Origin of the sequence: Xenorhabdus thuongxuanensis, from assembly GCF_001908095.1 — a bacterium.
Classification (GTDB): Bacteria; Pseudomonadota; Gammaproteobacteria; order Enterobacterales; family Enterobacteriaceae; genus Xenorhabdus; species Xenorhabdus thuongxuanensis.
In genome coordinates, this window is the sequence record NZ_MKGR01000003.1 from 48,994 (window position 1) to 72,064 (window position 23,071).

General features: G+C 39.2%; 17 protein-coding genes and 1 tRNA gene. 9 read left to right on the forward strand and 9 right to left on the reverse strand.

The features are described 5' to 3' along the window. Nucleotides 1-119: 119 nt before the first annotated feature. The 3 genes from pncA to sppA all read right to left on the reverse strand — a co-directional run bounded on the left by pncA (nucleotide 120) and on the right by sppA (nucleotide 3,786). Nucleotides 120-755: a bifunctional nicotinamidase/pyrazinamidase gene (pncA, locus tag Xentx_RS02970; protein WP_208607535.1), complete on the reverse strand. Its 636-nt coding sequence runs from the start codon at nucleotides 753-755 to the stop codon at nucleotides 120-122. Between the two features lie 24 nt (nucleotides 756-779). Further along, complete coding sequence (gene ansA, locus Xentx_RS02975; RefSeq protein ID WP_074018798.1) at nucleotides 780-1,799, reverse strand: asparaginase; 1,020 nt, start codon at nucleotides 1,797-1,799, stop codon at nucleotides 780-782. 109 nt (nucleotides 1,800-1,908) lie between these two features. Beyond that, complete coding sequence (gene sppA / locus Xentx_RS02980) at nucleotides 1,909-3,786, reverse strand: signal peptide peptidase SppA (RefSeq protein WP_074018799.1); 1,878 nt, start codon at nucleotides 3,784-3,786, stop codon at nucleotides 1,909-1,911. 167 nt (nucleotides 3,787-3,953) lie between these two features. Between sppA and Xentx_RS02985 the strand changes: the two genes are divergently transcribed. The 3 genes from Xentx_RS02985 to Xentx_RS02995 are packed head-to-tail and all read left to right on the forward strand — an operon-like array spanning nucleotide 3,954 to nucleotide 7,516. Continuing rightward, nucleotides 3,954-4,505 (forward strand): NAD(P)H nitroreductase, encoded by a 552-nt coding sequence (locus Xentx_RS02985; RefSeq protein WP_074018800.1) that lies wholly within the window; start codon nucleotides 3,954-3,956, stop codon nucleotides 4,503-4,505. 31 nt (nucleotides 4,506-4,536) lie between these two features. Continuing rightward, nucleotides 4,537-5,580 carry a selenide, water dikinase SelD gene (gene selD, locus Xentx_RS02990; RefSeq protein ID WP_074018801.1) on the forward strand — a complete coding sequence of 348 codons (1,044 nt, stop codon included), beginning with the start codon at nucleotides 4,537-4,539 and terminating at the stop codon, nucleotides 5,578-5,580. A 4-nt stretch (nucleotides 5,581-5,584) separates the two neighbouring features. After that, nucleotides 5,585-7,516 (forward strand): DNA topoisomerase III, encoded by a 1,932-nt coding sequence (locus Xentx_RS02995; protein ID WP_074018802.1) that lies wholly within the window; start codon nucleotides 5,585-5,587, stop codon nucleotides 7,514-7,516. Between the two features lie 72 nt (nucleotides 7,517-7,588). Here the strand turns inward: Xentx_RS02995 and xthA are convergent, their stop codons facing one another. Further along, nucleotides 7,589-8,395: an exodeoxyribonuclease III gene (xthA, locus tag Xentx_RS03000; protein WP_074018803.1), complete on the reverse strand. Its 807-nt coding sequence runs from the start codon at nucleotides 8,393-8,395 to the stop codon at nucleotides 7,589-7,591. A 652-nt stretch (nucleotides 8,396-9,047) separates the two neighbouring features. On the opposite strand from xthA, the gene Xentx_RS03005 reads away from it, so the two are divergent. Next, the gene (locus Xentx_RS03005) at nucleotides 9,048-9,911 is read left to right on the forward strand and encodes a helix-turn-helix domain-containing protein (RefSeq protein WP_074018804.1); all 864 of its coding nucleotides are present in this window, start codon (nucleotides 9,048-9,050) and stop codon (nucleotides 9,909-9,911) included. A gap of 474 nt (nucleotides 9,912-10,385) precedes the next feature. On the opposite strand, the gene Xentx_RS03010 is transcribed toward Xentx_RS03005, so the two are convergent. The 3 genes from Xentx_RS03010 to Xentx_RS03020 all read right to left on the reverse strand — a co-directional run bounded on the left by Xentx_RS03010 (nucleotide 10,386) and on the right by Xentx_RS03020 (nucleotide 12,015). Then, nucleotides 10,386-10,470 (reverse strand) — tRNA-Tyr (locus Xentx_RS03010). A gap of 166 nt (nucleotides 10,471-10,636) precedes the next feature. Continuing rightward, nucleotides 10,637-11,485, reverse strand: a complete 849-nt coding sequence (gene purU / locus Xentx_RS03015) for a formyltetrahydrofolate deformylase (protein WP_074018805.1) — start codon at nucleotides 11,483-11,485, stop codon at nucleotides 10,637-10,639. Between the two features lie 68 nt (nucleotides 11,486-11,553). After that, entirely contained in the window at nucleotides 11,554-12,015 is a 462-nt protein-coding gene (locus Xentx_RS03020; RefSeq protein WP_208607531.1) for a YchJ family protein, read from the reverse strand. Nucleotides 12,016-12,302: 287 nt separating this feature from the next. Here Xentx_RS03020 and galU point away from each other — a divergent pair, with 287 nt between their 5' ends. The 3 genes from galU to Xentx_RS03035 are packed head-to-tail and all read left to right on the forward strand — an operon-like array spanning nucleotide 12,303 to nucleotide 15,607. After that, nucleotides 12,303-13,220 carry a UTP--glucose-1-phosphate uridylyltransferase GalU gene (galU, locus tag Xentx_RS03025; RefSeq protein WP_074018807.1) on the forward strand — a complete coding sequence of 306 codons (918 nt, stop codon included), beginning with the start codon at nucleotides 12,303-12,305 and terminating at the stop codon, nucleotides 13,218-13,220. A 24-nt stretch (nucleotides 13,221-13,244) separates the two neighbouring features. After that, nucleotides 13,245-14,588: a UDP-glucose dehydrogenase family protein gene (locus Xentx_RS03030; RefSeq protein WP_074018808.1), complete on the forward strand. Its 1,344-nt coding sequence runs from the start codon at nucleotides 13,245-13,247 to the stop codon at nucleotides 14,586-14,588. Between the two features lie 8 nt (nucleotides 14,589-14,596). Next, on the forward strand, nucleotides 14,597-15,607 hold the full coding sequence (locus Xentx_RS03035) for an NAD-dependent epimerase (protein WP_074018809.1): 1,011 nt from the start codon (nucleotides 14,597-14,599) through the stop codon (nucleotides 15,605-15,607). A 237-nt stretch (nucleotides 15,608-15,844) separates the two neighbouring features. Here Xentx_RS03035 and Xentx_RS03040 read toward each other — a convergent pair whose 3' ends face one another. Next, nucleotides 15,845-16,246: an H-NS family histone-like protein gene (locus tag Xentx_RS03040; RefSeq protein WP_074018810.1), complete on the reverse strand. Its 402-nt coding sequence runs from the start codon at nucleotides 16,244-16,246 to the stop codon at nucleotides 15,845-15,847. A 642-nt stretch (nucleotides 16,247-16,888) separates the two neighbouring features. Between Xentx_RS03040 and Xentx_RS03045 the strand changes: the two genes are divergently transcribed. Further along, nucleotides 16,889-17,485: a thymidine kinase gene (locus Xentx_RS03045; protein ID WP_074018811.1), complete on the forward strand. Its 597-nt coding sequence runs from the start codon at nucleotides 16,889-16,891 to the stop codon at nucleotides 17,483-17,485. A gap of 129 nt (nucleotides 17,486-17,614) precedes the next feature. Here the strand turns inward: Xentx_RS03045 and adhE are convergent, their stop codons facing one another. Continuing rightward, the gene (adhE, locus tag Xentx_RS03050; protein WP_074018812.1) at nucleotides 17,615-20,275 is read right to left on the reverse strand and encodes a bifunctional acetaldehyde-CoA/alcohol dehydrogenase; all 2,661 of its coding nucleotides are present in this window, start codon (nucleotides 20,273-20,275) and stop codon (nucleotides 17,615-17,617) included. A 1,022-nt stretch (nucleotides 20,276-21,297) separates the two neighbouring features. On the opposite strand from adhE, the gene Xentx_RS03055 reads away from it, so the two are divergent. Next, nucleotides 21,298-22,938, forward strand: coding sequence for an ABC transporter substrate-binding protein (locus Xentx_RS03055; protein WP_074018813.1), 1,641 nt, complete (start codon nucleotides 21,298-21,300; stop codon nucleotides 22,936-22,938). The last annotated feature ends 133 nt before the right edge of the window (nucleotides 22,939-23,071 follow it).

Below are 23,071 nucleotides of genomic sequence, written 5' to 3' on the forward strand. Positions count from 1 at the left end.
CATGAATTGATAACCTCATCCTATTTCTGAAGGACGAGGTTATTTTTAGTTACATTAATTAGAGCCATCAATTAATTTTATAAATGGCGAGAGCTATTGCATTGATGATTTGGATTGGGTCATAAAATGGATATCATTTCACTTTGTGGAACTAATTTAGCACCTTTTCTGTCCATCTCCTCAAATGCTTGTTGGCTATCATCTTTTTTGATATTAACACCGCGGCAGCCATCAATAATGACATAGGTTTCATAACCTAATGCCAGGGCATCAAGTACAGTAAATTTTACGCAGTAATCAGTGGCGATACCCATGGCAAACAGGCGTTGTATATTCTGCTCTGTCAGCCATGCATCCAGGCGGGTTTTACTTTTATGATCATTATCAAAGAATGCACTATAGCTATCTATTTGAGGATTTTCGCCTTTTCGAAAAATTTCTTGAATAGCAGATTGATTTAACAAAGGATGAAACTCTGCACCAAACTCTCCTTGTATACAATGGTTCGGCCACCATACTTGAGGAATGCCATTGAGTTTTCCTAATTCACCTACTTTCTGTCCTGAGTTTTCTGCAAAGCTCATATGGTTGGCTGGGTGCCAATCCTGAGTGGCGATAACAGTGATATTATTTTCCTGACATCGTGCAATAACGTTATTTGCTACCTCAATCACTGTATCACTATCTTTGACAGCCAGGGTTCCCCCAGTACAAAAGTCATTTTGTAGATCGATAAGTAATAATGCTGTTTTTATCATATTTCTCGACTCACCTATTTATTATTCATCGGAATAACTCAATTCTCCCCGTAGATTTTGTTGCATCAGGTAGCGGATCTCTTCAGGTGTATAAGATTGGCTTAATAAATAATGCAATTTCGTTAAAGTTGCTTCGAAAGTCATGTCATAACCACTGATAACACCTGATGCAGCCAGAGAATGACCAGTCGCATAGCCTTCCATATTGACTCGGCCAGAAATACATTGTGTCAAATTGACCACAATAATCCCGCGCTCAGTTGCTTTCTTTAACGTTTGTAACAAATCAGCACGTTGCGGAGCATTGCCAACACCGTATGAGCGCAAAATTAATGCTTTGACTGGTTGCATCAGAATATTTTCTACCACCTGACCGGATAATCCTGGATAGATGGTCACAACACCAATCGGTTGTGATGTGATTGGGGTCACACCAAATTCGCCGTGACTAACAGGTATGGGATTTGTTTTGAAGGTACGAATATTTATCCCCGCTTCCATCAGTGGTGGGCAGTTAGGGGATGAAAAAGCATCAAAGCCATCTGCATGAGCTTTAATTGTTCTATTTCCACGAAATAACTTATTGTTAAAAAACAAGCTGACTTCGTTAATAGGGTAATTCGCTGCGAGATACAGTGCATTAAGGAGATTAGTTTGTCCATCGGAACGCAATGCTTCCAGAGGAATTTGTGACCCCGTCACAATGATGGGTTTATTAAGATTTTCGAACATGAAGGCGAGTGCTGACGCAGTGAAAGCCATGGTGTCCGTACCGTGCAAAATCACAAAACCATCATAGTCATGATAATTCTGATAGATATCATTTGCGATAATGCTCCAATCGTCAGGACTCATATCAGAAGAATCAATCAGGGGTTGGTGTTCACGGATTGTGAATGTCGGCATTTCTGGACGGTGAAACTCTGGCATTTTGGCGAGTTGTTGTTGTAAATGACCGGAAACGGGAATGTATCCATTGGGAGAATGTTGCATCCCAATAGTACCGCCAGTGTAAACAACGTAGATCGATTTCTTCTGCATGGTAACGCCTCAATAAAAACATTTAGCGGGATTATAGGGAGTATCAAGAATAAAAAAAGCCTGATGGTGAAATCAGGCTTTAAGTTTGTTGGAAAATTAGTCAGTAATTTTAACGGATATCGACACAATTCAAACAGAATGTATAGATATTCTGCGGATCTTTCATATTGTTATAAAATGCAGCTTGTTTTTTCACATCTTGAGCGACTTCGGCAAGTGGAGCCGGCAACATTGACTGCAAAGTATTTGGTAATAGTGCTTGTGCTGACGAAGTCAATCCCAACATGAATTTTTCTGAGAATGAAAGTTCAGGTTGCATCCAGTCCAGTGATACATTTTTGACCTTTGCCAGCTCAGCGGCTTTTTTAACGGCATCATCAAAATCACCCAGTTGGTCGACTAAACCATGTTTTTTAGCATCAATACCACTCCAAACACGCCCCTGAGCGATATTATCGATTTCATCCAGAGACTTATTACGGGCAACTGCAACCAGCCCGATAAACTTATTGTAGCCACTCTCAATAGCCAATTGTATTACATCTGAGTATGTCTGGTTGATGCCTTTGGTTGCAGAAATATCGGCTAATGGGGTTGTTGAAATACCGTCGGTATTCACGCCAACGTAATTGAGGCTCTTTTCAAAAGTTTGAATGACACCAAAAACACCAATCGAGCCTGTTAATGTACTAGGATCAGCAATAATGTAGTTAGCTGGGGTGGATATCCAGTAACCTCCGGAGGCAGTCAATCCACCCATTGAAACTACAATGGGTTTCGCATTTCCTGTTTTATCATCTCGGATAGCTACCAATTCATTGCGAATAATCTCAGACGCACTGATACTGCCACCTGGGCTGTTTACTCGTAAGACGATCGCTTTTATGTTGGAGTTATGGTGTGCTGCACGTAGTTGTTCAACAATGGTGTCACTTCCAACGATACCGGGTGATTGTTTGCCTTCTAAGATTGCTCCTTCAGCAACAATGACAGCAATGTTGCCTTTATTATCTGTATTTTGTATTGGTTTTTGGTCGATGTAATCATAGATACTGATGTAATTGAAATGTTTTTGTTCTTTATTCCAGCCGAATTTCTCCTGCATTTTCTTTTCAACGGCACTGCGTGGCTCAATATAGTCCACCAGTTTGTTTTGGTGCGCATACAGTGAAGTGTCTCCGCCAGCTTTACGGAATTTCTCGATAAAGTTTGCTGCGCCAGGGAAGACTTGATCGGCAGGGATATGTCGGTTAACTGCGATAGTATTTAAGTAATTGTCCCACAATTCGTTGAGCCAGAGGCTGTCAGCTTCACGAGCCTCTTTTGACATATCGTTACGTAACATAGGTTCAACTGCTGATTTATAGGTTCCCACACGGAAAATATGGGTAGATACTTTCAACGTATCCAACAATGACTTGTAGTATAAATGGTTAGTGGAGAAACCATGGATATCAACAGCGCCGAGGGGAGATAAATATATTTTATCGGCATAGCTGGCTAAAAGATATTGTGATTGGCTGTAAGAGTCATCAATCGCAAAAACAGGTTTGCCTGCTGCTTTAAATTCGTTGATAGCCTTGCCAATATACCTCATAGAAGTTTGGTCTGCGCCGATGAAATCATTTAGCTTTAATACCATGCCTGTAATTTTGGGATCGTTTTTTGCGCGGCGAATGCTGTCAACAACGTCAAACACGGAGGTTTCTTTGTAATTGCTATTGGATGGCCCCAAAAGATTTTTTGCGAATTGTTCAAATGGACTGCGATCGGTTACGCGATCAAGAACAATACCGGATAGGTTGACATACAATGCCCCGTGAGAGTTATCGTCAAGTTTGGATTGTTGTTGGTAAACGATAACTCCAACAACGACAATAACAATCAACAGAATAAAAATAAGATTGGAAATAAATTGGCGAACAAAATTTAAGAGCTTCCAACTCCATTTAAATAATGCTGCCGTGAAGTGCCATAATTTGCGCATATTGTCTCCGGTTATGGTATCAAATGGGGTTATCCTAATCAGCCCGCTGGGAAATGTCAGCTGGAAATCATGTTATTGATTGAAAAAACAGTTTATGTACTTTCATTCATTAACGAATAAACAGAGAATGTTGGTTTGTGACAGATTATCTTATTTAGGAGAAAGTAATGAATGCTTTGGAACTTTTGTTAAATCGTCGTTCAGTTTCACGTTTAACAACCCCCGCCCCAGAAGGAAATGAATTACAAAATATTTTAGCCGCAGGGATGAGGGCACCTGACCATGGGGCTTTGCGTCCTTGGCATTTTATTGTGATACAGGGAGAAGGCATGAATAAATTCAGTAATCTCCTTGAAAAAGCAGCTATTGAGGGTGGACTGGGAAAGGAAATTGAGGAGAAAGCAAAAAATGCTCCTTACCGAGCACCAATGATTATTACAGTTATCGCCAAGGTAGTTGAACATGCAAAAGTTCCGGCATGGGAACAAGTCGTTGCTGCGGGATGTGCTGTTCAAGCGATGCAAATGGCCGCAGTCGCACAAGGTTTTAGTGGTATATGGCGTTCAGGTTCATGGACAGAAGATCCAATTGTCAGGGCTGGTTTGGGATGTGAAGAAAATGACAAGATTGTTGGATTCCTTTACTTAGGAACCCCTGAACTCAGGGCACCTGCAAAAGTTGCAACACCAGATTTAACGAATTTTGTCAGTTACTTATAATTTGTCAGTGACCTCTTAACTGGAGCGACTAATGTCAACTGAAATCCGTCTGACTCAATACAGCCATGGTGCCGGATGTGGCTGCAAAATTTCGCCTAAAGTGCTGAAAACTATTTTGCATAGTGAACAGGCAAAGTTTTTCGATCCTAATCTTTTGGTAGGCAATGAAACCCGTGATGATGCTGCTGTGTATGATATTGGTAATGGTACAGGCATCATTAGTACTACGGATTTTTTTATGCCGATTGTTGATGATCCGTTTGATTTTGGCCGTATTGCGGCCACTAATGCCATCAGTGATATTTACGCGATGGGAGGGAAACCTATTATGGCAATTGCTATTTTGGGGTGGCCAATTAATAAGCTGGTCCCGGAAATCGCTCAAAATGTCATTGAGGGAGGCAGGGCTGTTTGTAAGGAAGCGGGCATTTCTTTGGCTGGAGGGCATTCTATTGATGCACCTGAACCCATATTCGGTTTGGCAGTGACGGGTATTATCAATATTGAACGTGTAAAGCGTAATAATCAGGCAAAGGCGGGGAGTCTCCTGTTCCTGACTAAAGCTTTGGGCGTTGGCGTATTGACTACGGCTGAAAAGAAAGGTTTGCTTCAACCTGAGCACCAAGGTATTGCGAAAGAAACTATGTGCCAGTTAAATAAAGCGGGGACAGATTTTGCAGGAATTGATGGTGTTACAGCGATGACGGATGTAACAGGCTTCGGCTTGTTAGGGCATTTGAGTGAAATTTGTGAAGGTTCTGGTGTTCAGGCGAAGGTCAAATTTTCACAAATTCCGAGATTGCCAGATGTTGATGTTTATATCGAAAAAGGTTGCGTACCTGGAGGCACAGGACGCAACTTTGACAGCTATGGGCACTTAATTGGAAAGATGGCTCCTCATCAACGCCATCTCCTGTGTGACCCACAAACTTCGGGTGGTTTATTGCTGGCGATTTTGCCGGATGCCGTGGAAGAGGCGAAAGCCGTTGCACGAAGCCACCACATTGATTTTTTTGCTATCGGTGAACTGACTGAGCCAAGCTCAGACAGAGCACTAATTGAAGTTTTTGAATAATTCCATGCGTCTTTTTATTGCTGAAAAACCCAGCCTCGCGAGAGCTATCGCGGATGTTTTACCGAAGCCCCATCGACGAGGGGATGGGTTTATTGAATGCGGTAATAACCAGTTTGTGACTTGGTGTGTTGGTCATCTATTGGAACAGGCTGAACCCGATGCCTACGATAGCCGTTACGCGCGTTGGGTCTTGGCTGATTTACCGATCATTCCTGAAAAATGGCAGTTAAAGCCACGGGCAGCCGTGGCCAAACAGCTCAACACAATTAAATCCCTGTTGGAAAGAGCGAACGAAATAGTCCATGCAGGTGATCCTGATCGTGAAGGTCAGTTGCTAGTGGATGAAGTGCTGGATTTTTTAGATCTGGATACTGATAAAAAACACAATGTCCAGCGGTGCCTAATCAATGATTTAAATCATCAGGCAGTTGCAAAAGCGATTGAACGGTTAAGGAACAATCGGGAGTTTATCCCCTTGTGTGTTTCTGCACTCGCCAGAGCTAGAGCGGACTGGCTTTATGGTATCAATATGACCCGTGCTTATACCTTATTAGGCAAAAATGCGGGTTATCAGGGAATATTATCGGTTGGGCGTGTCCAAACTCCTATTTTAGGTTTAGTTGTACGCCGTGATGAAGAGATAGAAAATTTCGTGCCGAAAGACTTCTTTGAAGTTAAAGCACACGTTGGTACACCCAATGCAGAGCGATTTACGGCTTTATGGCAACCGAGTGAATCTTGCATTGATTTTCAGGATGAAGAAGGGAGAATTATTCACCGGCCGTTAGCTGAGCATGTTGTTGAGCGTATTACTGGACAACCCGCTTATGTCACTGCCTATCAGGATAAGCGGGAATCAGAAACGGCACCATTGCCTTTTTCCCTTTCATCTTTACAGATTGAAGCAGCCAAGCGTTTTGGCTTGAGCGCTCAAAATGTACTTGACATTTGTCAGCGGCTTTATGAAACCCATAAATTGATCACTTATCCACGCTCTGACTGCCGTTACCTGCCGGAAGAACATTTTGTTGGGCGTCATGCGGTCCTGAATGCTATTTCGGTTCATGCTGCCCATTTGCTTCCGCAAGATGCTTTAAATATAGAGCAAAAAAGCCGCTGTTGGGATGACAAGAAGGTTGATGCTCACCATGCCATTATTCCTACTGCACGTAGTAGTCAGATCAATTTAACAGAAAATGAAAGCCATATTTATAGCTTAATTGCGCGACAATATCTGATGCAGTTTTTTCCTGATGCGGTATTTCGAAAATGTACGATTGAACTTGATATCGCAGGTGGAAAATTTATCGCCAAGGCGCGTTTTCTGGCAGAAGCGGGTTGGAGAACTCTGCTTGGTAGCAAGGAACGGGATGAAGAGAATGAAGGTACGCCATTACCTGTTGTTGCTAAAGGAGATGAGTTATTGTGTGAGAAGAGCGAAGTGGTAGAAAGGCAGACACAACCTCCACGCCCTTTCACTGATGCAACATTATTGTCTGCAATGACAGGTATTGCTCGATTTGTACAGGATAAGGCTTTGAAAAAGGTGCTTCGTGCAACCGATGGTTTGGGTACGGAAGCGACCCGAGCGGGGATCATTGAACTGCTATTCAAACGGAATTTTCTGTACAAAAAAGGGCGCTATATTCACGCTACTCCGGCTGGCAGGGCTTTAATTCATGTATTGCCGGACATGGCAGTATTGCCAGATATGACCGCACATTGGGAATCTCGTCTGACGCAAATCAGCGAAAAGCAGTTCCGTTATCAGGATTTTATGTTACCCCTTCAGGAAACATTGCAGCAACTGATTTGGCAGGCAAAACAGCACCGTAATTTGAAGGCTTTTAGGGATTTGCCTCCTGTTCCTGTTAATAGCAAAAAAGGGAAAGGAAAGCAGGCAAAATCCAGTAAGAGCAGAGCAAAGAAAGATTAAGCCAATCAGAGGGATAATTCACAGTGATAACACAGCACCGTAATGGGCGGTGCTGTGTTTCATGAGTGCCGTTTATATTTTAAACTCTGTCCAAACAGGGGCATGATCGGATGGTTTTTCCATGCTACGAATAGCGTAATCAATACCAGAAGAGATACACCTTTCTGCCAACGGATGGCTGGCAAGCAGCAAATCAATACGCAGCCCACGATTATCATCAAAGCCTTTTGAACGATAGTCGAACCAAGAAAATTGGTCGTTGACTTCGGGGTGTTTTGCTCGGTATGTATCGATGAATCCCCAATTTTTCAAGCGGGCCATCCATTCTCGTTCTTCTGGTAAGAAAGAACATTTTCCTGTTCTTAACCAGCGTTTCTGGTTATTTTCTCCGATGCCAATATCGAGATCTGTTGGACTGATATTCATGTCTCCCATAATCAGAATGTGTGATTTCGGCGAATGGTTAGTTTCCAGATAAGACAGTAGATCCTGATAAAATTTTTCTTTTGCAGGAAATTTAATCGGATGATCACGGCTTTCTCCTTGAGGAAAATAGCCATTGATTACAGTTAATAAACCAAGAGGTGTCTCGATATCGGCCATAATAATGCGGCGCTGTGCATCATCACTATCATTCGGAAAGCCTTTACGGATATCCACTGGTTGTTGGCGAGTCAGCAGGGCGACGCCGTAGTGTGATTTTTGGCCATGATAAAAAATGTGATAACCTAGCTTACTGACTTCTTCCAGAGGAAACATTTCATCATGGACTTTTATTTCTTGTAATCCGATAACATCGGGTTGGTGTTGTTCAACAATGGCAGCGAGTTGATGATGACGCGCTCTTAATCCATTAATATTGAATGATATGAATTTCATATTGTTATAATCACCTGTGTAATATACTTATTTTTAATATTAGCAGATGCAGATAATAATGTAACTATTTATTAAATAATAAATTTTACCTAGCGATCTTGATAATTCGCTATTTTACTCCTATAAATTATATTAAATTGAATATAATACTCTTATTGTCCTAAATTTAAAGTGTCGAATCGATTTTTAAATAATAAAAAGACATCAAGTCAATAAATAGTAAATTAATGAATATATAATATCTAATCAATTGTTATATGTTATATTAAACATTTGATATTATAATTTTATGTAAGGGTTTTTATTCTTAGAATTTATTTTATGTTATGCGTTACAAAAATTAATTAACGAAAAAGTAGAAGAGTTAATCAATCTCTGATAGAAATTTGAACTTGTAGACCATGGTTATATTTATTAATGGATTACAATCACGGTGGAATATTCATCATGATATAGATGAATAATATAGTTCATCTAAACCGCATTATTGCATCAGGGACTGGCGTTTTATATAAATGCCATTTGAAAAATATTTATTTTTATTGTAAAAAATTATATATTCATAATATAAAGTTTGATTTAGCGGTTACCTGATGAGAAGGCCATTTCAAGGAAATTATTTTAGCCACAAGTTACATAGGAACGGTGAATTATGTTTTTTTCTCGTAAATTAGAAGCATTCATGGCGGTGGTGGAAATGGGTTCTTTAAGCAAAGCGGCAAGAGTGATGAACCGTACGACTCCCCCAGTTGCTAAATCAATTAAAGACTTTGAGGCGACGTTAGGAAAGCGCTTATTCAAAAGGGAGAAGTTTGGGATGATTCTGACCAAAGACGGAGTGGAGTTATATAATGACCTAAAAGAACTCTATTTGAAAGAGAAAGAAATTACGAAGAAACACATTAGTGGGAGTATTTGTAATGTTGTAAATATATACCATGATTGGGGTAAGAAAAAGCATCTGATTTCGCTTTATAAAGCAGCGGACAGAAATAATGCTCAAGTTAATATATTACGCTTCAGTTATGATAACATTGATGAAATAGTTGACTATGAGGGTAATACAATAATTTTAAGTTCAGAAAAAGTACTTAGTGATCGATTCAGTCTGGTACGGAAAATTGATGGACCAAATTTGGGGATCTGCTGCCGTAAAGAGTTATTGGATGAAGTGGATGGGGACTTTACTCAATTGTTGAGAAAGAGAACGTGGTTATGTGATCCAGTGCTCTATAAAGGCAATTTGATAAAGAATTTAGAAGAAGAAATGATAAAAAATGGAGAAAAAGTTAATATTCGACAAATGGATAGCATAGAATGCTGTCTCAACTTTATTCAGTCAACCGATTATATTTTTATCACAGACTCCCATTCTGGTGCTTTGGAAGAGGGAGAAAGCTTAGGTTTCATTCCAATATCACGGCCTGATGCAGTTAATCAGTGTTATGTCTACAAATCAAAATCTCATTCAAGCGTGTTAAATCGTTTCATCGACTCTGTCAGTGATATGGAGTAATTGGCTGCATGAGTGGAGCAAACTATTTGATTTCCCGGCTCCGCCATGGATGCTTGCCTTAAATGCATTAATTTTAAAGACAGTGGTTTGTCCGTTAATCTGAAATGCTCTGTTTCTGTTGATTTGTTTTACTTCAACTAAGTTTTTTTAAACAGATTTTTTAAATAGATTAGTGATGAATTTCGACGATTGGTGTAAGTAATGGAGTAACCATTTGTTGATCTTATAATGCATTAAGAGCTTGGAATAGATTTTTGATAGTGGTGAGGAAGGATGATGTGACATTTCGTTCCTCACCTTTGGATTATGTAAAACTACACATCCCACTATTCCACTGAACGAGATCTCCTATCTCCTACTCACAGTCATTGTGTGGTATTCCAATTTTACGATTCAGTAAGTGATAGTCTGTTGTTTGTTAAAAACAAATACGCTCGTTTCTTTATTTTTTTGTAATAAAATATGAGTCTTTGATGGTGGTGGGGGAAGGATTCGAACCTTCGAAGTCTGTGACGGCAGATTTACAGTCTGCTCCCTTTGGCCGCTCGGGAACCCCACCAGATTTTTGAATTGTATGCTGTCGTTTGTTAGCAGCGAGCGGCATAATATCAGATAAACCGCCGCTGTAAAGTAGATTATTAAAATAAAGCATCGTACGCATACTTTTCATCCAAGCAGTTATGGGTACAATACTTTATTGTTTATTAAAAAAATAACATTGTTTGCTAAAGAATAACGGTACGGTTACCATATACGAAAACACGCTGGGAAAATACCCAGTGTAATGCTTGGCTCAATACATTCTTTTCAACATCCCGCCCTGCACGCATCATCTCCTCAGCTGTATAGGTATGATCCACATTTATTACATCTTGGGTAATAATCGGTCCTTCATCCAAATTGTCATTTACATAATGTGCCGTCGCGCCAATAATTTTTACACCACGCTCATAAGCCTGATGGTAGGGGCGAGCACCGATAAATGCGGGTAAGAATGAATGGTGAATGTTGATTATTTGATTTGGGTAATGCTGGACAAATGCTGGTGTTAAGACTCGCATATACTTGGCAAGCACAACATAGTCCGGCTTATATTGTTCAATCTGGTTCATCAACGCTTCGTCATGTTGTTCGCGGGTTAGACCCTCATGACTGATGTAATGGAATGGGATATCAAACTGCTCAACCAGTTTTTGCAAAGTAGTATGATTGCCGATAACAGCAGCAATTTCGACATCCAATCCACCATAGGCACTTTTGACTAAGATATCGCCAATGCAATGCGCTTCTTTTGTCACCATAATAACGATACGACGTCTGCCTGCCGTATTTAATTCACGGTTTGAACCCGTAGGTAGAGCACCATCCAAATCGGCCAAAAGAGTTTCATCATTAAAAATACCTTCCAGCTCGGTACGCATAAAAAATCGTCCAGTACGATGATCAACAAATTCATTATTTTGAACAATGTTTAATTGATGTTTGTAACAAATGTTTGTGATTTTTGCGATCAGTCCTTTAGAATCAGGACAAATCGTACGCAAGATTTTTTTTTGTATGTTTGCGTTTTGCATGAATTACAAGAACCTCAAATTATTCTTCACTGTGTGTGAGTTGTTATGTTTGATATTTAGATGCCGATTTAACCACAGCATTTTTTATATTTTTTGCCCGAACCACAAGGACAAGGGCTATTTCGTCCTATTTCAGGGCGAATACCATCTATATAAAACCAACGTTGATCGATGAGCAAAAAACGTGAGCGCTCATGAATCAATTGCCTATCTTGCTTTCCTTGTTCAATAAAGCAAGCTGAAAATTCAACATAAGCTTCGTTATTATGTTTCCCCTGATTAGTTTCGAGGACGTTTAATCCCAGCCATTGTACACCCGCAAAGCTTTGTTCTATTTCTATTCGCCAATTTTCAGCCTGGCAATCTGGGTGCCAGGTAGCGATAAGATAGTCTGCATTTTGGGTAACATAAGCGCTATATCTGGAACGCATCAGGGATTCAGCATTTGGGGAAGGGGTATGGTTTTCAAGATAGGGGCTACAGCAAAGGTCGAAAGATGAACCACTGCCGCAGGGACACATTTTTGCCAAAATAACTCCAGCTATTTTAAAGAAAGTAGTTGCTGTTAATATTACCGATTGATGATACTCGAATATGGATAAAGGTCGCAATGTTTGACAATCCAACATCTAATCATTGAAATGTGATCAAATGCTAGCACACTGTATATTTGGTTGAATTAACTAGTGTATACTCGTGCGCGTTATTTTTACGAGTGTGGTTTTCTATATACATACAATTTTTCCTGAAAGTTAATGTTATTGTTTAAGCTGTAAAGGGGGTTTGCAGTGAAAACGTAGCAGTAGGAGACGATTTAATGTCAGTAATAAATAAAAAAGTCAAAAAAGCTGTTATACCTGTTGCTGGTTTGGGAACCCGGATGTTGCCAGCCACTAAAGCTATCCCAAAAGAAATGCTACCCTTGGTGGATAAACCTCTTATTCAGTATGTGGTCAATGAATGTATCAGAGCAGGCATTAATGAAATCATTTTGGTTACACATTCATCCAAAAACTCGATAGAAAATCATTTTGATACTAGCTTTGAGTTGGAAGCGATTCTTGAGAAAAGAGTTAAGCGCCAATTATTGGACGAGATACAGTCTATCTGTCCAAATCATGTGACGATTATGCAAACCCGTCAGGGTATTGCAAAAGGATTGGGACATGCCGTGTTATGTGCTAAACCACTTATTGGTGATGAACCGTTTGCTGTTGTTCTGCCTGATGTTATTTTGGATGAGTATAGCACCGACCTATCAAAATATAATTTGAGCGAAATGTTATCACGCTTCAACAGCAGTGGAGCAAGCCAAATTCTAGTTGAACCTGTTCCTGTAGAAAGTGTTTCGGATTATGGCATTGTTGATTGCCTGGGTGAAAATTTACAGCCTGGGGATAGCAAACCTATTGCCCGTGTTGTTGAAAAGCCAAAACCAGAAGAAGCACCATCGAATCTTTCTATTGTTGGTCGTTATGTATTATCCGAAAAAATTTGGCCTTTATTGTCTAAAACTGCGCCAGGAGCAGGAGATGAAATACAACTGACCGATGCCATTGCCATGCTGATGGAAAAAGAGTCCGTTGAAGCTTATCACTTGCAAGGCCGTAGTCATGATTGTGGCAATAAGTTGGGTTATATGCAGGCATTTGTTGAATATGGCATGAAACATAAAGAATTGGGCAAGTCATTCACGGATTGGATTATGACCTTGCAAAATCAGCTTGAAAAATAATCTATTAGTACCTTAAGGTGTGATATGAAAGTTACTGTATTTGGTATTGGCTACGTAGGCTTAGTGCAAGCAACCGTATTTGCTGAAGTGGGGCATGATGTACTTTGTGTCGATGTTGATGCGAAAAAAGTCGAGAACCTAAAAAATGGTCAAATTCCTATTTTTGAGCAGGGCTTGACGCCCTTGGTAAAGAAAAATCATGCTGAAGGACGGCTGAATTTTACAACGGATGCTAAAGCCGGTATTGCTCATGGCAAATTACAGTTTATTGCAGTAGGCACACCTCCTGATGAAGATGGCTCTGCTGATCTAAAGTATGTTACTGCTGTAGCCAGAACTATTGCGGAAAATATGGATGGTTACAAAGTTGTTGTTGACAAATCAACTGTACCAGTAGGTACAGCTGATAAAGTCAGGGCAGTGATGCAAGCAACATTGGCAGAGCGTAATCTGGAACTTCCATTTGATGTTGTTTCAAATCCTGAATTTTTGAAAGAAGGTGCCGCTGTTGCTGATTGCATGCGGCCTGAACGCATTATTATTGGCTGTGATAATGATGATGTGGTTGATGTCATGCGTGAGCTGTATGAACCGTTTAATCGTAATCATGATCGTATGATAGTCATGGATATCCGTAGTGCCGAATTGACTAAATATGCAGCTAACTGCATGTTAGCGACAAAAATCAGTTTCATGAATGAAATCGCTAATTTGGCTGAAATGCTGGGAGCTGACATTGAAAATGTGCGCCAAGGAATTGGTTCCGACTCACGCATTGGATATCACTTTATTTACCCTGGATGTGGATATGGCGGTTCATGTTTCCCTAAAGATGTTCAGGCACTGATCCGGACTTCTGAACAAATTGGATATACGCCAAAAATTCTTCAGGCAGTGGAGCAAGTTAACGAAAAACAGAAAAGTAAATTGCCTGCTTTTGTAAGACAGCATTTTGGTGATGATTTATCGGGCAAGACATTTGCTATTTGGGGATTGTCATTTAAACCTAATACAGATGACATGCGTGAGGCATCAAGCCGTGTCTTGATGGAAACGTTATGGAAATGTGGTGCTAAAGTTCAGGCATATGATCCTGAGGCTATGCAAGAAGCTCAGCGTATTTATGGACAGCGTGATGATCTCTCTTTAATGGGAACAAAAGAAGCGGCATTAAAAGGAGCTGATGCTTTGATTATCTGTACAGAATGGCAAAACTTTAGAGCACCTGATTTTGATGTGATTAAAGATTCATTAAAAACTTCTGTGATTTTTGATGGACGTAATCTTTATGATCCTGAACGCCTACAATCGCGTGGTTTTACTTATTATGGTATTGGCCGCGGTGCTTCAATCAAACCCGTCATTTGAGTTAATTTATGAAATTTTTAGTTACAGGTTCTGCTGGTTTTATAGGTTTTCATGTTAGTCAGCGGTTATTGAATATGGGGTATGAGGTTGTTGGTATTGATAACCTCAACGATTATTATGATGTTAATTTGAAACAGGCGAGATTAAATTTATTACTCCCTTATTCAAATTTCAAATTTCAAAAATTAGATCTGGCTGACAGAGTTGCAATACCAGAATTGTTTGCAAAACATCAATTCCAGCGAGTGATCCATTTAGGGGCTCAGCCGGGTGTGCGTTATTCAATACAAAACCCTATGGCATATATAGATGCCAATATCGTCGGTCATATCAATATACTTGAAGGTTGCCGCCATCATTCTGTAGAGCATCTATTATATGCATCTTCCAGTTCAGTATATGGCTTAAATAAAAAGCAACCTTTTTCTACCGATGACTCGGTTGATCATCCTGTTTCTTTATATGCAGTAACGAAAAAAGCTGATGAGTTAATGTCTCACAGCTATTCACATCTTTATCAACTCCCCACTACAGGATTAAGATTCTTTACCGTATATGGACCTTGGGGGCGCCCTGATATGGCTTTATTTAAATTCACTAAAGCCATGTTAGAAGGTAAGCCAATTGATGTTTATAATCATGGCAATATGGTGAGGGATTTCACATATATTGATGACATTGTTGAATCTATAATCAGGTTGCAGGGTGTCATTCCTATTTCCAATAAAGACTGGTCAGTAGAAGATGGGAAAATATCTGCTAGCTCTGCACCGTATAGAGTTTACAATATTGGTAATGGGCAACCGATAAAACTGGGTGATTTTATTGAAGCCATAGAAACCTCATTAGGGATTGAGGCGAAGAGAAATTTTATGGAAATTCAAGATGGCGATGTATTGTCAACGTGTGCAGATTCCAGCGCGCTTTACAATAAGATTGGTTTTTCACCTAACACTCCGGTAAAGGAAGGAGTGAAACGATTTACTGATTGGTATTTAGACTTTTATCAAAAACTATGACAGTAGAAATAGAAAAAGGAGTGATTAGCTCCTTTTTTATAAATTTATGTTAATAAAAAACCAAGTTAGTGTTAGGTTGTTTTTTATCACATAGAGAATATGAAAGCGACTTAGCCATTAATATAATTCTCTGTGTTTCTACATCAGCTGATAATTAACCTAGTTAGTTTTATATTAAGCATAAAACAAAAATACCCTTGAGAGGGTATTTTTGTTATCGGTTTACAAAGCAACTGATTAGATAAGGAAATCGTCCAGTGTTTTGCCTTCCTCTTCAATTGCTTTTTTGATTACAGCTGGTGTACGACCCTGGCCAGTCCAGGTTTTAGTTTCACCGTCATCAACGTATGCATATTTTGCTGGACGGGCAGCACGTTTAGATTTACCCGTAGATTTACCACTTAACGCATCTACTAAATCGCTTAATTCAATGCCGTCTTTTTCCAGCATTTCACGGTATTCTTGAAGTTTGCGTGTACGCTCTTCTAATTGTACACGAACCTGGTTTTCTTCATCACGACGTTCTTCAACAACAGTCGTAAGTTTTTCCAGCATTTCTTCTAAAGTAGTAAGTTCACATTCTCTTGCTTGTGCGCGCAAGGTACGGATGTTATTTAAGGATTTTAAATTTTCGCTCATTGTCCTGGTCTCAAATTATAATGATGATAGCTGATGTAGAGATAATAATAGAATGCTATTTTATTTTCTGCAATAGTGAATTTACTTTCTCAGGCTAAAACATGTCATTTTAAAATGCAATTTTTGAAGTAATCGATATATTGCATTTTAATCCTGCTATTGGGTTTACCATTTTTCAATAAGAAAGAAGGGGATTACTGTAAAGTTTAGTAAGGGATAAAACATAGGGTAAAAACTAATTTATAGTCAATTCGTAAGAAACATTAACTGTTTTACTGGAAATAAGCTAAGAGTAAGTGTGAGATGAAAGTTTTTTTATGGGTAATCCATTAGTTATGATCATAGTGGGTTAATTGAACAAAAGTAAACCAATATGATTATTAATATTCAAAGGATGAGGGTAAAAATAACTATTTTCTTTTTATGTTAATTTTGTTCATTTGGCATGCAGAAAGTACTTATGGTGCTGATTTTATATGCGCAAATGTGATGATTATCATGAAAATAATTTTCTCTTATTTATTCTAATTTGTTTCTGTTACCCCGCATTTAACAATGACAAGGATAATCTCAACCAGAGTTTGTGGTAAACTGGTGCTGTTATATCGCCTGATTAAATTTGACAAGAGGATGAACAGGTCAATGGCTCAGCTTTATTTTTATTATTCTGCCATGAATGCAGGGAAATCAACTTCCTTATTGCAGTCTTCCTATAACTATAACGAAAGGGGAATGAGAACGCTGATCTTTACGGCAGAAATCGATACTCGATTTGGTAAAGAAAAGGTTAGTTCCCGTATTGGCTTATCGGCTGAAGCGTTGTTATTTTCACCAAAAGCAAATATTGCTGAGCTTATCAGAAAAGAAAATGAGGCAGAAAAAGTCTATTGTGTTTTGATTGATGAATGCCAATTCTTAACGAAAGAGCATGTCGAACAACTTTGTGAAATTGTAGATTATGATGATATACCTGTTCTTTGTTATGGTTTAAGGACAGATTTTCAAGGTGAATTATTCGGTGGAAGTGAATATCTCCTCGCGTGGTCAGATAAATTGGTAGAGTTGAAAACAATTTGTCATTGCGGGAAAAAAGCCAGCCGTGTACTTCGTTTTGGCAGCGATGGCAACGTTGTTTATGATGGTGCTCAGGTTGATATTGGTGGTAATGAAAAATACGTTTCTGTGTGTCGTAGGCATTATACTGACGTTATTCGTGAAGCCAAAGCCAAAAGGGTTTAATACGTTGCCAGTTTTAATCGAGAAACCTAAAACTATATAGATTAAGATAGGCCAGAAAATAAAATAATAAAAAGGCGCGGGATTGCCCTAACGCCTTTTAAGTTACATCCATCAGCTTATCATTTATTATTATTTCTTATTATTTTTTCTATTTGATTTTACTATCTCCTGTGGTTTGCCCTCTTCGGTGAATTTACGGCCATAAAAAGAATCTAGCAACAATTGTTTCAATTCAGAAATTAATGGGTAGCGAGGATTTGCGCCGGTACATTGGTCATCAAATGCGTCTTCTGCAAGTTTGTCGATTTTTGCCAAAAAGTCAGCTTCTTGTATACCTATTTCGCGAATTGATGCCGGAATGTCTAGCTGAAATTTCATTTCTTCCAGCCAAGCCAATAATTTTTCAATTTTGGCAGCAGTACGATCAACTGATGTGGTTAATCCCAAATGATCTGCAATTTCTGCATAGCGACGTCGCGCTTGTGGGCGGTCATATTGGCTAAAGGCAGTCTGTTTGGTTGGATTATCGTTGGCGTTGTAACGGATTACATTACAAATTAACAGTGCATTAGCTAAGCCATGTGGGATATGAAACTCAGAACCAAGTTTGTGGGCCATAGAATGGCATACTCCCAAAAATGCATTAGCAAAGGCAATACCAGCTATAGTCGCTGCATTATGGACACGTTCTCGGGCAACGGGGTTTTTTGCTCCTTCGTGGTAACTAATGGGCAAATAATCTTTCAGTAGTTTTAGTGCTTGTAGTGCTTGCCCATCAGAATATTCATTGGCTAAAACAGAAACGTAGGCTTCCAATGCGTGGGTTACTGCATCCAGGCCACCAAAAGCACATAGTGATTTCGGCATATCCATGACTAGGTTTGCGTCGACAATCGCCATATCGGGGGTAAGCGCATAGTCTGCCAAAGGATATTTCTGTCCAGTTACGTCGTCGGTAACAACCGCGAAAGGTGTGACTTCTGAACCTGTGCCTGAAGTGGTGGTAATGGCAACCAATTTAGCTTTTACACCCATTTTCGGGAACTTATAGATACGTTTACGGATATCCATAAAGCGCAGAGCCAGTTCCTCAAAATGTGTTTCTGGATGCTCGTACATTACCCACATAATTTTAGCTGCATCCATCGGGGAACCACCACCAAGGGCAATAATGGCATCAGGTTTAAACAGGTGCATTTGTTCAGCGCCTTTGCGGACGATGCTTAACGTTGGATCTGCTTCGACTTCAAAGAACACTTCAGTTTCAATATCATAAGATTTCAAGACATTTATAACCTGATCGGCATAACCGTTATTGAATAAGAAACGGTCTGTCACAATAAAAGCACGTTTAGTACCATCGGTAGCGACTTCTTCCAATGCAATGGGCAGAGAACCGCGGCGGAAATAGATTGATTTTGGAAGTTTGTGCCATAACATATTTTCGGCTCTTTTGGCGACGGTTTTTGTATTGATCAGGTGTTTTGGCCCAACATTTTCAGAAATAGAATTACCTCCCCACGAACCACAACCCAGCGTCAGAGAAGGAGAGAGCTTAAAGTTGTACAAGTCTCCGATACCACCTTGAGATGCAGGTGTGTTGATCAAAATACGTGCGGTTTTCATTTTGTCGCCAAAGTATTTAATACGCTCTGCCTGATTATCTTGTTCGGTATAGAGGCATGATGTATGTCCAATACCCCCCATCTCAACTAATTTCTCAGCTTTTTCGACCGCATCTTCAAAATCTTTACCACGGTACATGGCAAGCAATGGCGATAGTTTTTCATGGGCAAAAGGTTCTGTTTCATCTACTAGAGTAACTTCACCAATAAGAATTTTGGTACTTTCAGGCACATTGATACCTGCCATTTCAGCAATTTTTGTTGCTGGCTGACCAACAATCGCCGCATTCAAGTTACCGTTTTTCAAGATAACATCTTGAACGGCCTTTAACTCTTTTCCCTGGAGAAGATAGCCACCGTGAGTTGAGAAACGTTCACGGACTTGCTCGTAAACAGAATCAACGACGATAACAGACTGTTCTGAAGCACAAATCACGCCGTTATCAAACGTCTTAGACATCAGAATAGATGCAACAGCACGTTTAATATCGGCTAACTCATCAATCACGACAGGGGTATTACCAGCACCGACACCAATAGCGGGTTTTCCTGAACTGTAGGCCGCTTTTACCATGCTGGGACCACCTGTTGCCAAAATCAGGTTAATATCAGGATGGTGCATTAAGGCATTTGAGAGTTCAACGGAGGGTTCATCTATCCAGCCAATGATATTCTTTGGTGCACCTGCATCAACGGCTGCCTTTAAGACAATTTCTGCTGCTCTGTTAGTTGCTTTTTTGGCACGTGGATGAGGGGAAAAAATAATACCATTACGGGTTTTCAGGCTGATAAGCGCTTTGAAAATGGCAGTAGATGTTGGGTTTGTTGTTGGAATAATGCCGCAAATTAGGCCAATAGGTTCAGCGATAGTAATAGTACCGAAAGTATTATCTTCAGATAAGATACCGCAAGTTTTCTCATCTTTATAGGCATTATAAATATATTCTGAAGCGAAGTGATTTTTGATCACTTTATCTTCCACTATTCCCATGCTTGATTCAGATACGGCTAATTTTGCTAGTGGAATACGGGCATTAGCGGCAGCAAGGGCCGCAGCCCGAAAAATTCGGTCAACTTGTTCCTGAGAAAAATTGGCAAATTCATGCTGGGCTTTTTTTACGTGAGCAACTAATTCATTGAGTTCTGCGACGTGAGTTACAGCCATAAAAATTACTCCTGACAGATGTTAAATTTTTTAGGGAAATTAGCTGTGAGATTATTAATTTATTAAATAATATTATGAGATTAATCGTTTGGATTTAATCGTAAATACCGCTGATTGCCTTAAAAAATTACTTAACAAAATGATTAATATAGGAATAGTTACTTTCCTTGAAATTCTGTGTTGAATACAGCTTACCATTTACAGGCATTTGTATTGTGATTTAGATCATGAAAATATTAGGCTGACTCAATTCAGCTATTGTTTCTGGGGAAATGAGTATTAGTTTATTATTTAACTATACAAATACAATTTATTAACTTTGTGGTGGGCTGGTATTAATGTGATTACTCGGATTATGGGGTTATTATTAATATTCCTAACATCAGGGTTTGGTCTTGCTTCCTGAGTTACTGTGATATAACAAGAATAACTTATATATTTATTTAAACTATTAATAAAATAATGTGAAATTTCATATTCAAATAGGGAGTAAATTCATCAAAAATTAACTAATAAATAATCAATTAAAGTGTAATCGGCCAATAACATAATTTCTGCATAATTTTCTTGAAACATTGTTCATATTTTATTCCTTTTTAATCTGTGATTTTCTTGAAATAATACTGTAATTTTATACACTATTTTACGTCTCATCATCTTATCTAACCGGTGCCTTGTATCGTTGTTTTGTGATGAAGATGGACTTTTACTCTGTGATGATTGCATTTTGTTAAAATAATGTTTATTTTCTCTTCTGATAATATTCTATGGATATTGCTTGGAGATAATAGAACAAAATATAATATTATCACTATGTTACATTAGTTTTATGGGTGTATTGTATACAAGAGTAACCAATAGTATTAATGTTTTAATAAATTTTTTATAAAAATCAAATAACAATTATTGTGTGGACATAGTTTTTTAGTAGGTTAATTACCATTTGTTAATAAGATAAGTAAATTATTGGAGGTTAGTAGATTAAAAACGATTCATTTACTGTTTATAACTTGGAGTGAAATATGAGAAAAAAAACATCAAAGTTAGGTCAGTTGATTTCAAGTATCGTTTTATTATCTTTTCCCGCAGCACAGAGCATTGCTGCAATTGTTCCGGCAGAAGTTACACTAGCCGAAAAACAAGAAATAACCATTAACAATGGTGTCGAAGTCACTTCATTGGATCCTCATAAAGTTGAAGGTGCTCCAGAAACTGCCATTATCCGCAATCTGCTGGAAGGATTGGTAACGACTGGGCCAAATGGTGAAATTGTGTCTGGCGTGGCAGAAAGATGGGAGAATGAAGGTTATAAGGTATGGACGTTCTATTTACGTCACGACGCCAAATGGAGTGATGGTAAGCCTGTGATTGCACAGGATTTTGTTTATAGTTGGCGTCGGCTTGCTGATCCAAGCACAGGATCGCCTTATACCAGTTACTTGCAATATGCCTATATTCAGAACGTTGACGATATTCTGAAGGGAATAAAATCACCAGAACAATTAGGTGTTAAAGCGTTAGATGATCACCGTTTCCAGGTAACACTCAACCAGCCAGTTCCTTATCTGGTCGATATGTTGAGTCACACAGCGATGAAACCCGTCAGACAAGATGTAATTGAAAAATGGGGGAATAAATGGACCCTGCCAGAAAACTACATTGGTAATGGCGCTTATACGTTGAAAGATTGGGTGGTCAATGAGCGAATCGTTTTAATGCGTAATCCTCAGTATTGGAATGATAAGGAAACTATTATTGAAAAAGGCATCTTCCTGCCCATTGTCTCTGGAGTTAGTGATGTTAATCGCTATCGTAGCGGGGAAGTTGATATCACTGACAATGCAATCCCTCCTGATTTATACCAAAAAATGAAACAGGATATGCCTGAACAATTGCATGTTTCACCTTATCTGTGCACGTTTTACTACGAAATTAATAACCAGAACCCTCTGTTTAGAGATAAACGGGTGCGTGAAGCCATAAAACTGAGCCTTGATCGAGATATCATTACTGAAAGAATTATGGCACAGGGACAAATTCCAGCTTATGGATTTACTCCGACTTATATTGGCGGCGGCTTGTCCATTAATCCAGCATGGGCAAGTTGGACTCAGGAACAGCGTAATCAACGGGCAAGGGAATTGTTGAAAGAAGCGGGTTTTGATGCCAGTAATCCTCTTAAGTTTACCTTGTTGTACAACACATCCGAGCAAAACAAACAACAAGCCATCGCTGCGGCTTCTATGTGGCAGAAAAATATTGGTGCAAAAGTCACGTTGCAAAATCAGGAGTGGAAAACCTCGCTCCAGAACCGCCATCAAGGGAATTATGATGTTGCGAGGGCAACATGGTGTGGCGATTATAACGAACCTTCTTCTTTCCTGAATATGTTGCTGTCAAGTAGCAGTAACAATACCGTTTTTTATCAAAGTGAGACTTTTGATAACTATCTTAACCATGCCCTGACTGCCAAAGATGACGCTACACGTAAGGAATTTTATCAGCAAGCCGAAGCCCAGCTTGATAAAGATTCAGGGCTGATACCGGTTTATTACCGCGTCAGTGTGCGCCTCATTCGCCCGACGGTTGGGGGAATGACAGGGAAAGATCCCATGGATTATGTTGATCTAAAGAATTTGTATCTTAAAAAGATGAATGACTAATTATCGTCACAAAATATTGTCTTACCGTAAACAAAATAGTTCCTTTTGAATAGTTCATTTTGGATACGTATCTTAACCATCCCAATGCGTGGACATAACTTTAATGGGTCAAATGATATCAATAGGAGTAAGA

Bases quoted from the DNA above. Each gene is read 5' to 3' on its own strand.
- Xentx_RS03045 (WP_074018811.1), top strand. From the start codon at position 16,889: ATGGCTCAGCTTTATTTTTATTATTCTGCCATGAATGCAGGGAAATCA.
- purU (WP_074018805.1), bottom strand. From the start codon at position 11,485: ATGCAAAACGCAAACATACAAAAAAAAATCTTGCGTACGATTTGTCCT.
- Xentx_RS03030 (WP_074018808.1), top strand. From the start codon at position 13,245: ATGAAAGTTACTGTATTTGGTATTGGCTACGTAGGCTTAGTGCAAGCA.
- ansA (WP_074018798.1), bottom strand. From the start codon at position 1,799: ATGCAGAAGAAATCGATCTACGTTGTTTACACTGGCGGTACTATTGGG.
- Xentx_RS03055 (WP_074018813.1), top strand. From the start codon at position 21,298: ATGAGAAAAAAAACATCAAAGTTAGGTCAGTTGATTTCAAGTATCGTT.
- xthA (WP_074018803.1), bottom strand. From the start codon at position 8,395: ATGAAATTCATATCATTCAATATTAATGGATTAAGAGCGCGTCATCAT.
- selD (WP_074018801.1), top strand. From the start codon at position 4,537: ATGTCAACTGAAATCCGTCTGACTCAATACAGCCATGGTGCCGGATGT.
- Xentx_RS03035 (WP_074018809.1), top strand. From the start codon at position 14,597: ATGAAATTTTTAGTTACAGGTTCTGCTGGTTTTATAGGTTTTCATGTT.
- sppA (WP_074018799.1), bottom strand. From the start codon at position 3,786: ATGCGCAAATTATGGCACTTCACGGCAGCATTATTTAAATGGAGTTGG.
- Xentx_RS02995 (WP_074018802.1), top strand. From the start codon at position 5,585: ATGCGTCTTTTTATTGCTGAAAAACCCAGCCTCGCGAGAGCTATCGCG.
- galU (WP_074018807.1), top strand. From the start codon at position 12,303: ATGTCAGTAATAAATAAAAAAGTCAAAAAAGCTGTTATACCTGTTGCT.
- Xentx_RS03005 (WP_074018804.1), top strand. From the start codon at position 9,048: ATGTTTTTTTCTCGTAAATTAGAAGCATTCATGGCGGTGGTGGAAATG.
- Xentx_RS03040 (WP_074018810.1), bottom strand. From the start codon at position 16,246: ATGAGCGAAAATTTAAAATCCTTAAATAACATCCGTACCTTGCGCGCA.
- adhE (WP_074018812.1), bottom strand. From the start codon at position 20,275: ATGGCTGTAACTCACGTCGCAGAACTCAATGAATTAGTTGCTCACGTA.
- Xentx_RS02985 (WP_074018800.1), top strand. From the start codon at position 3,954: ATGAATGCTTTGGAACTTTTGTTAAATCGTCGTTCAGTTTCACGTTTA.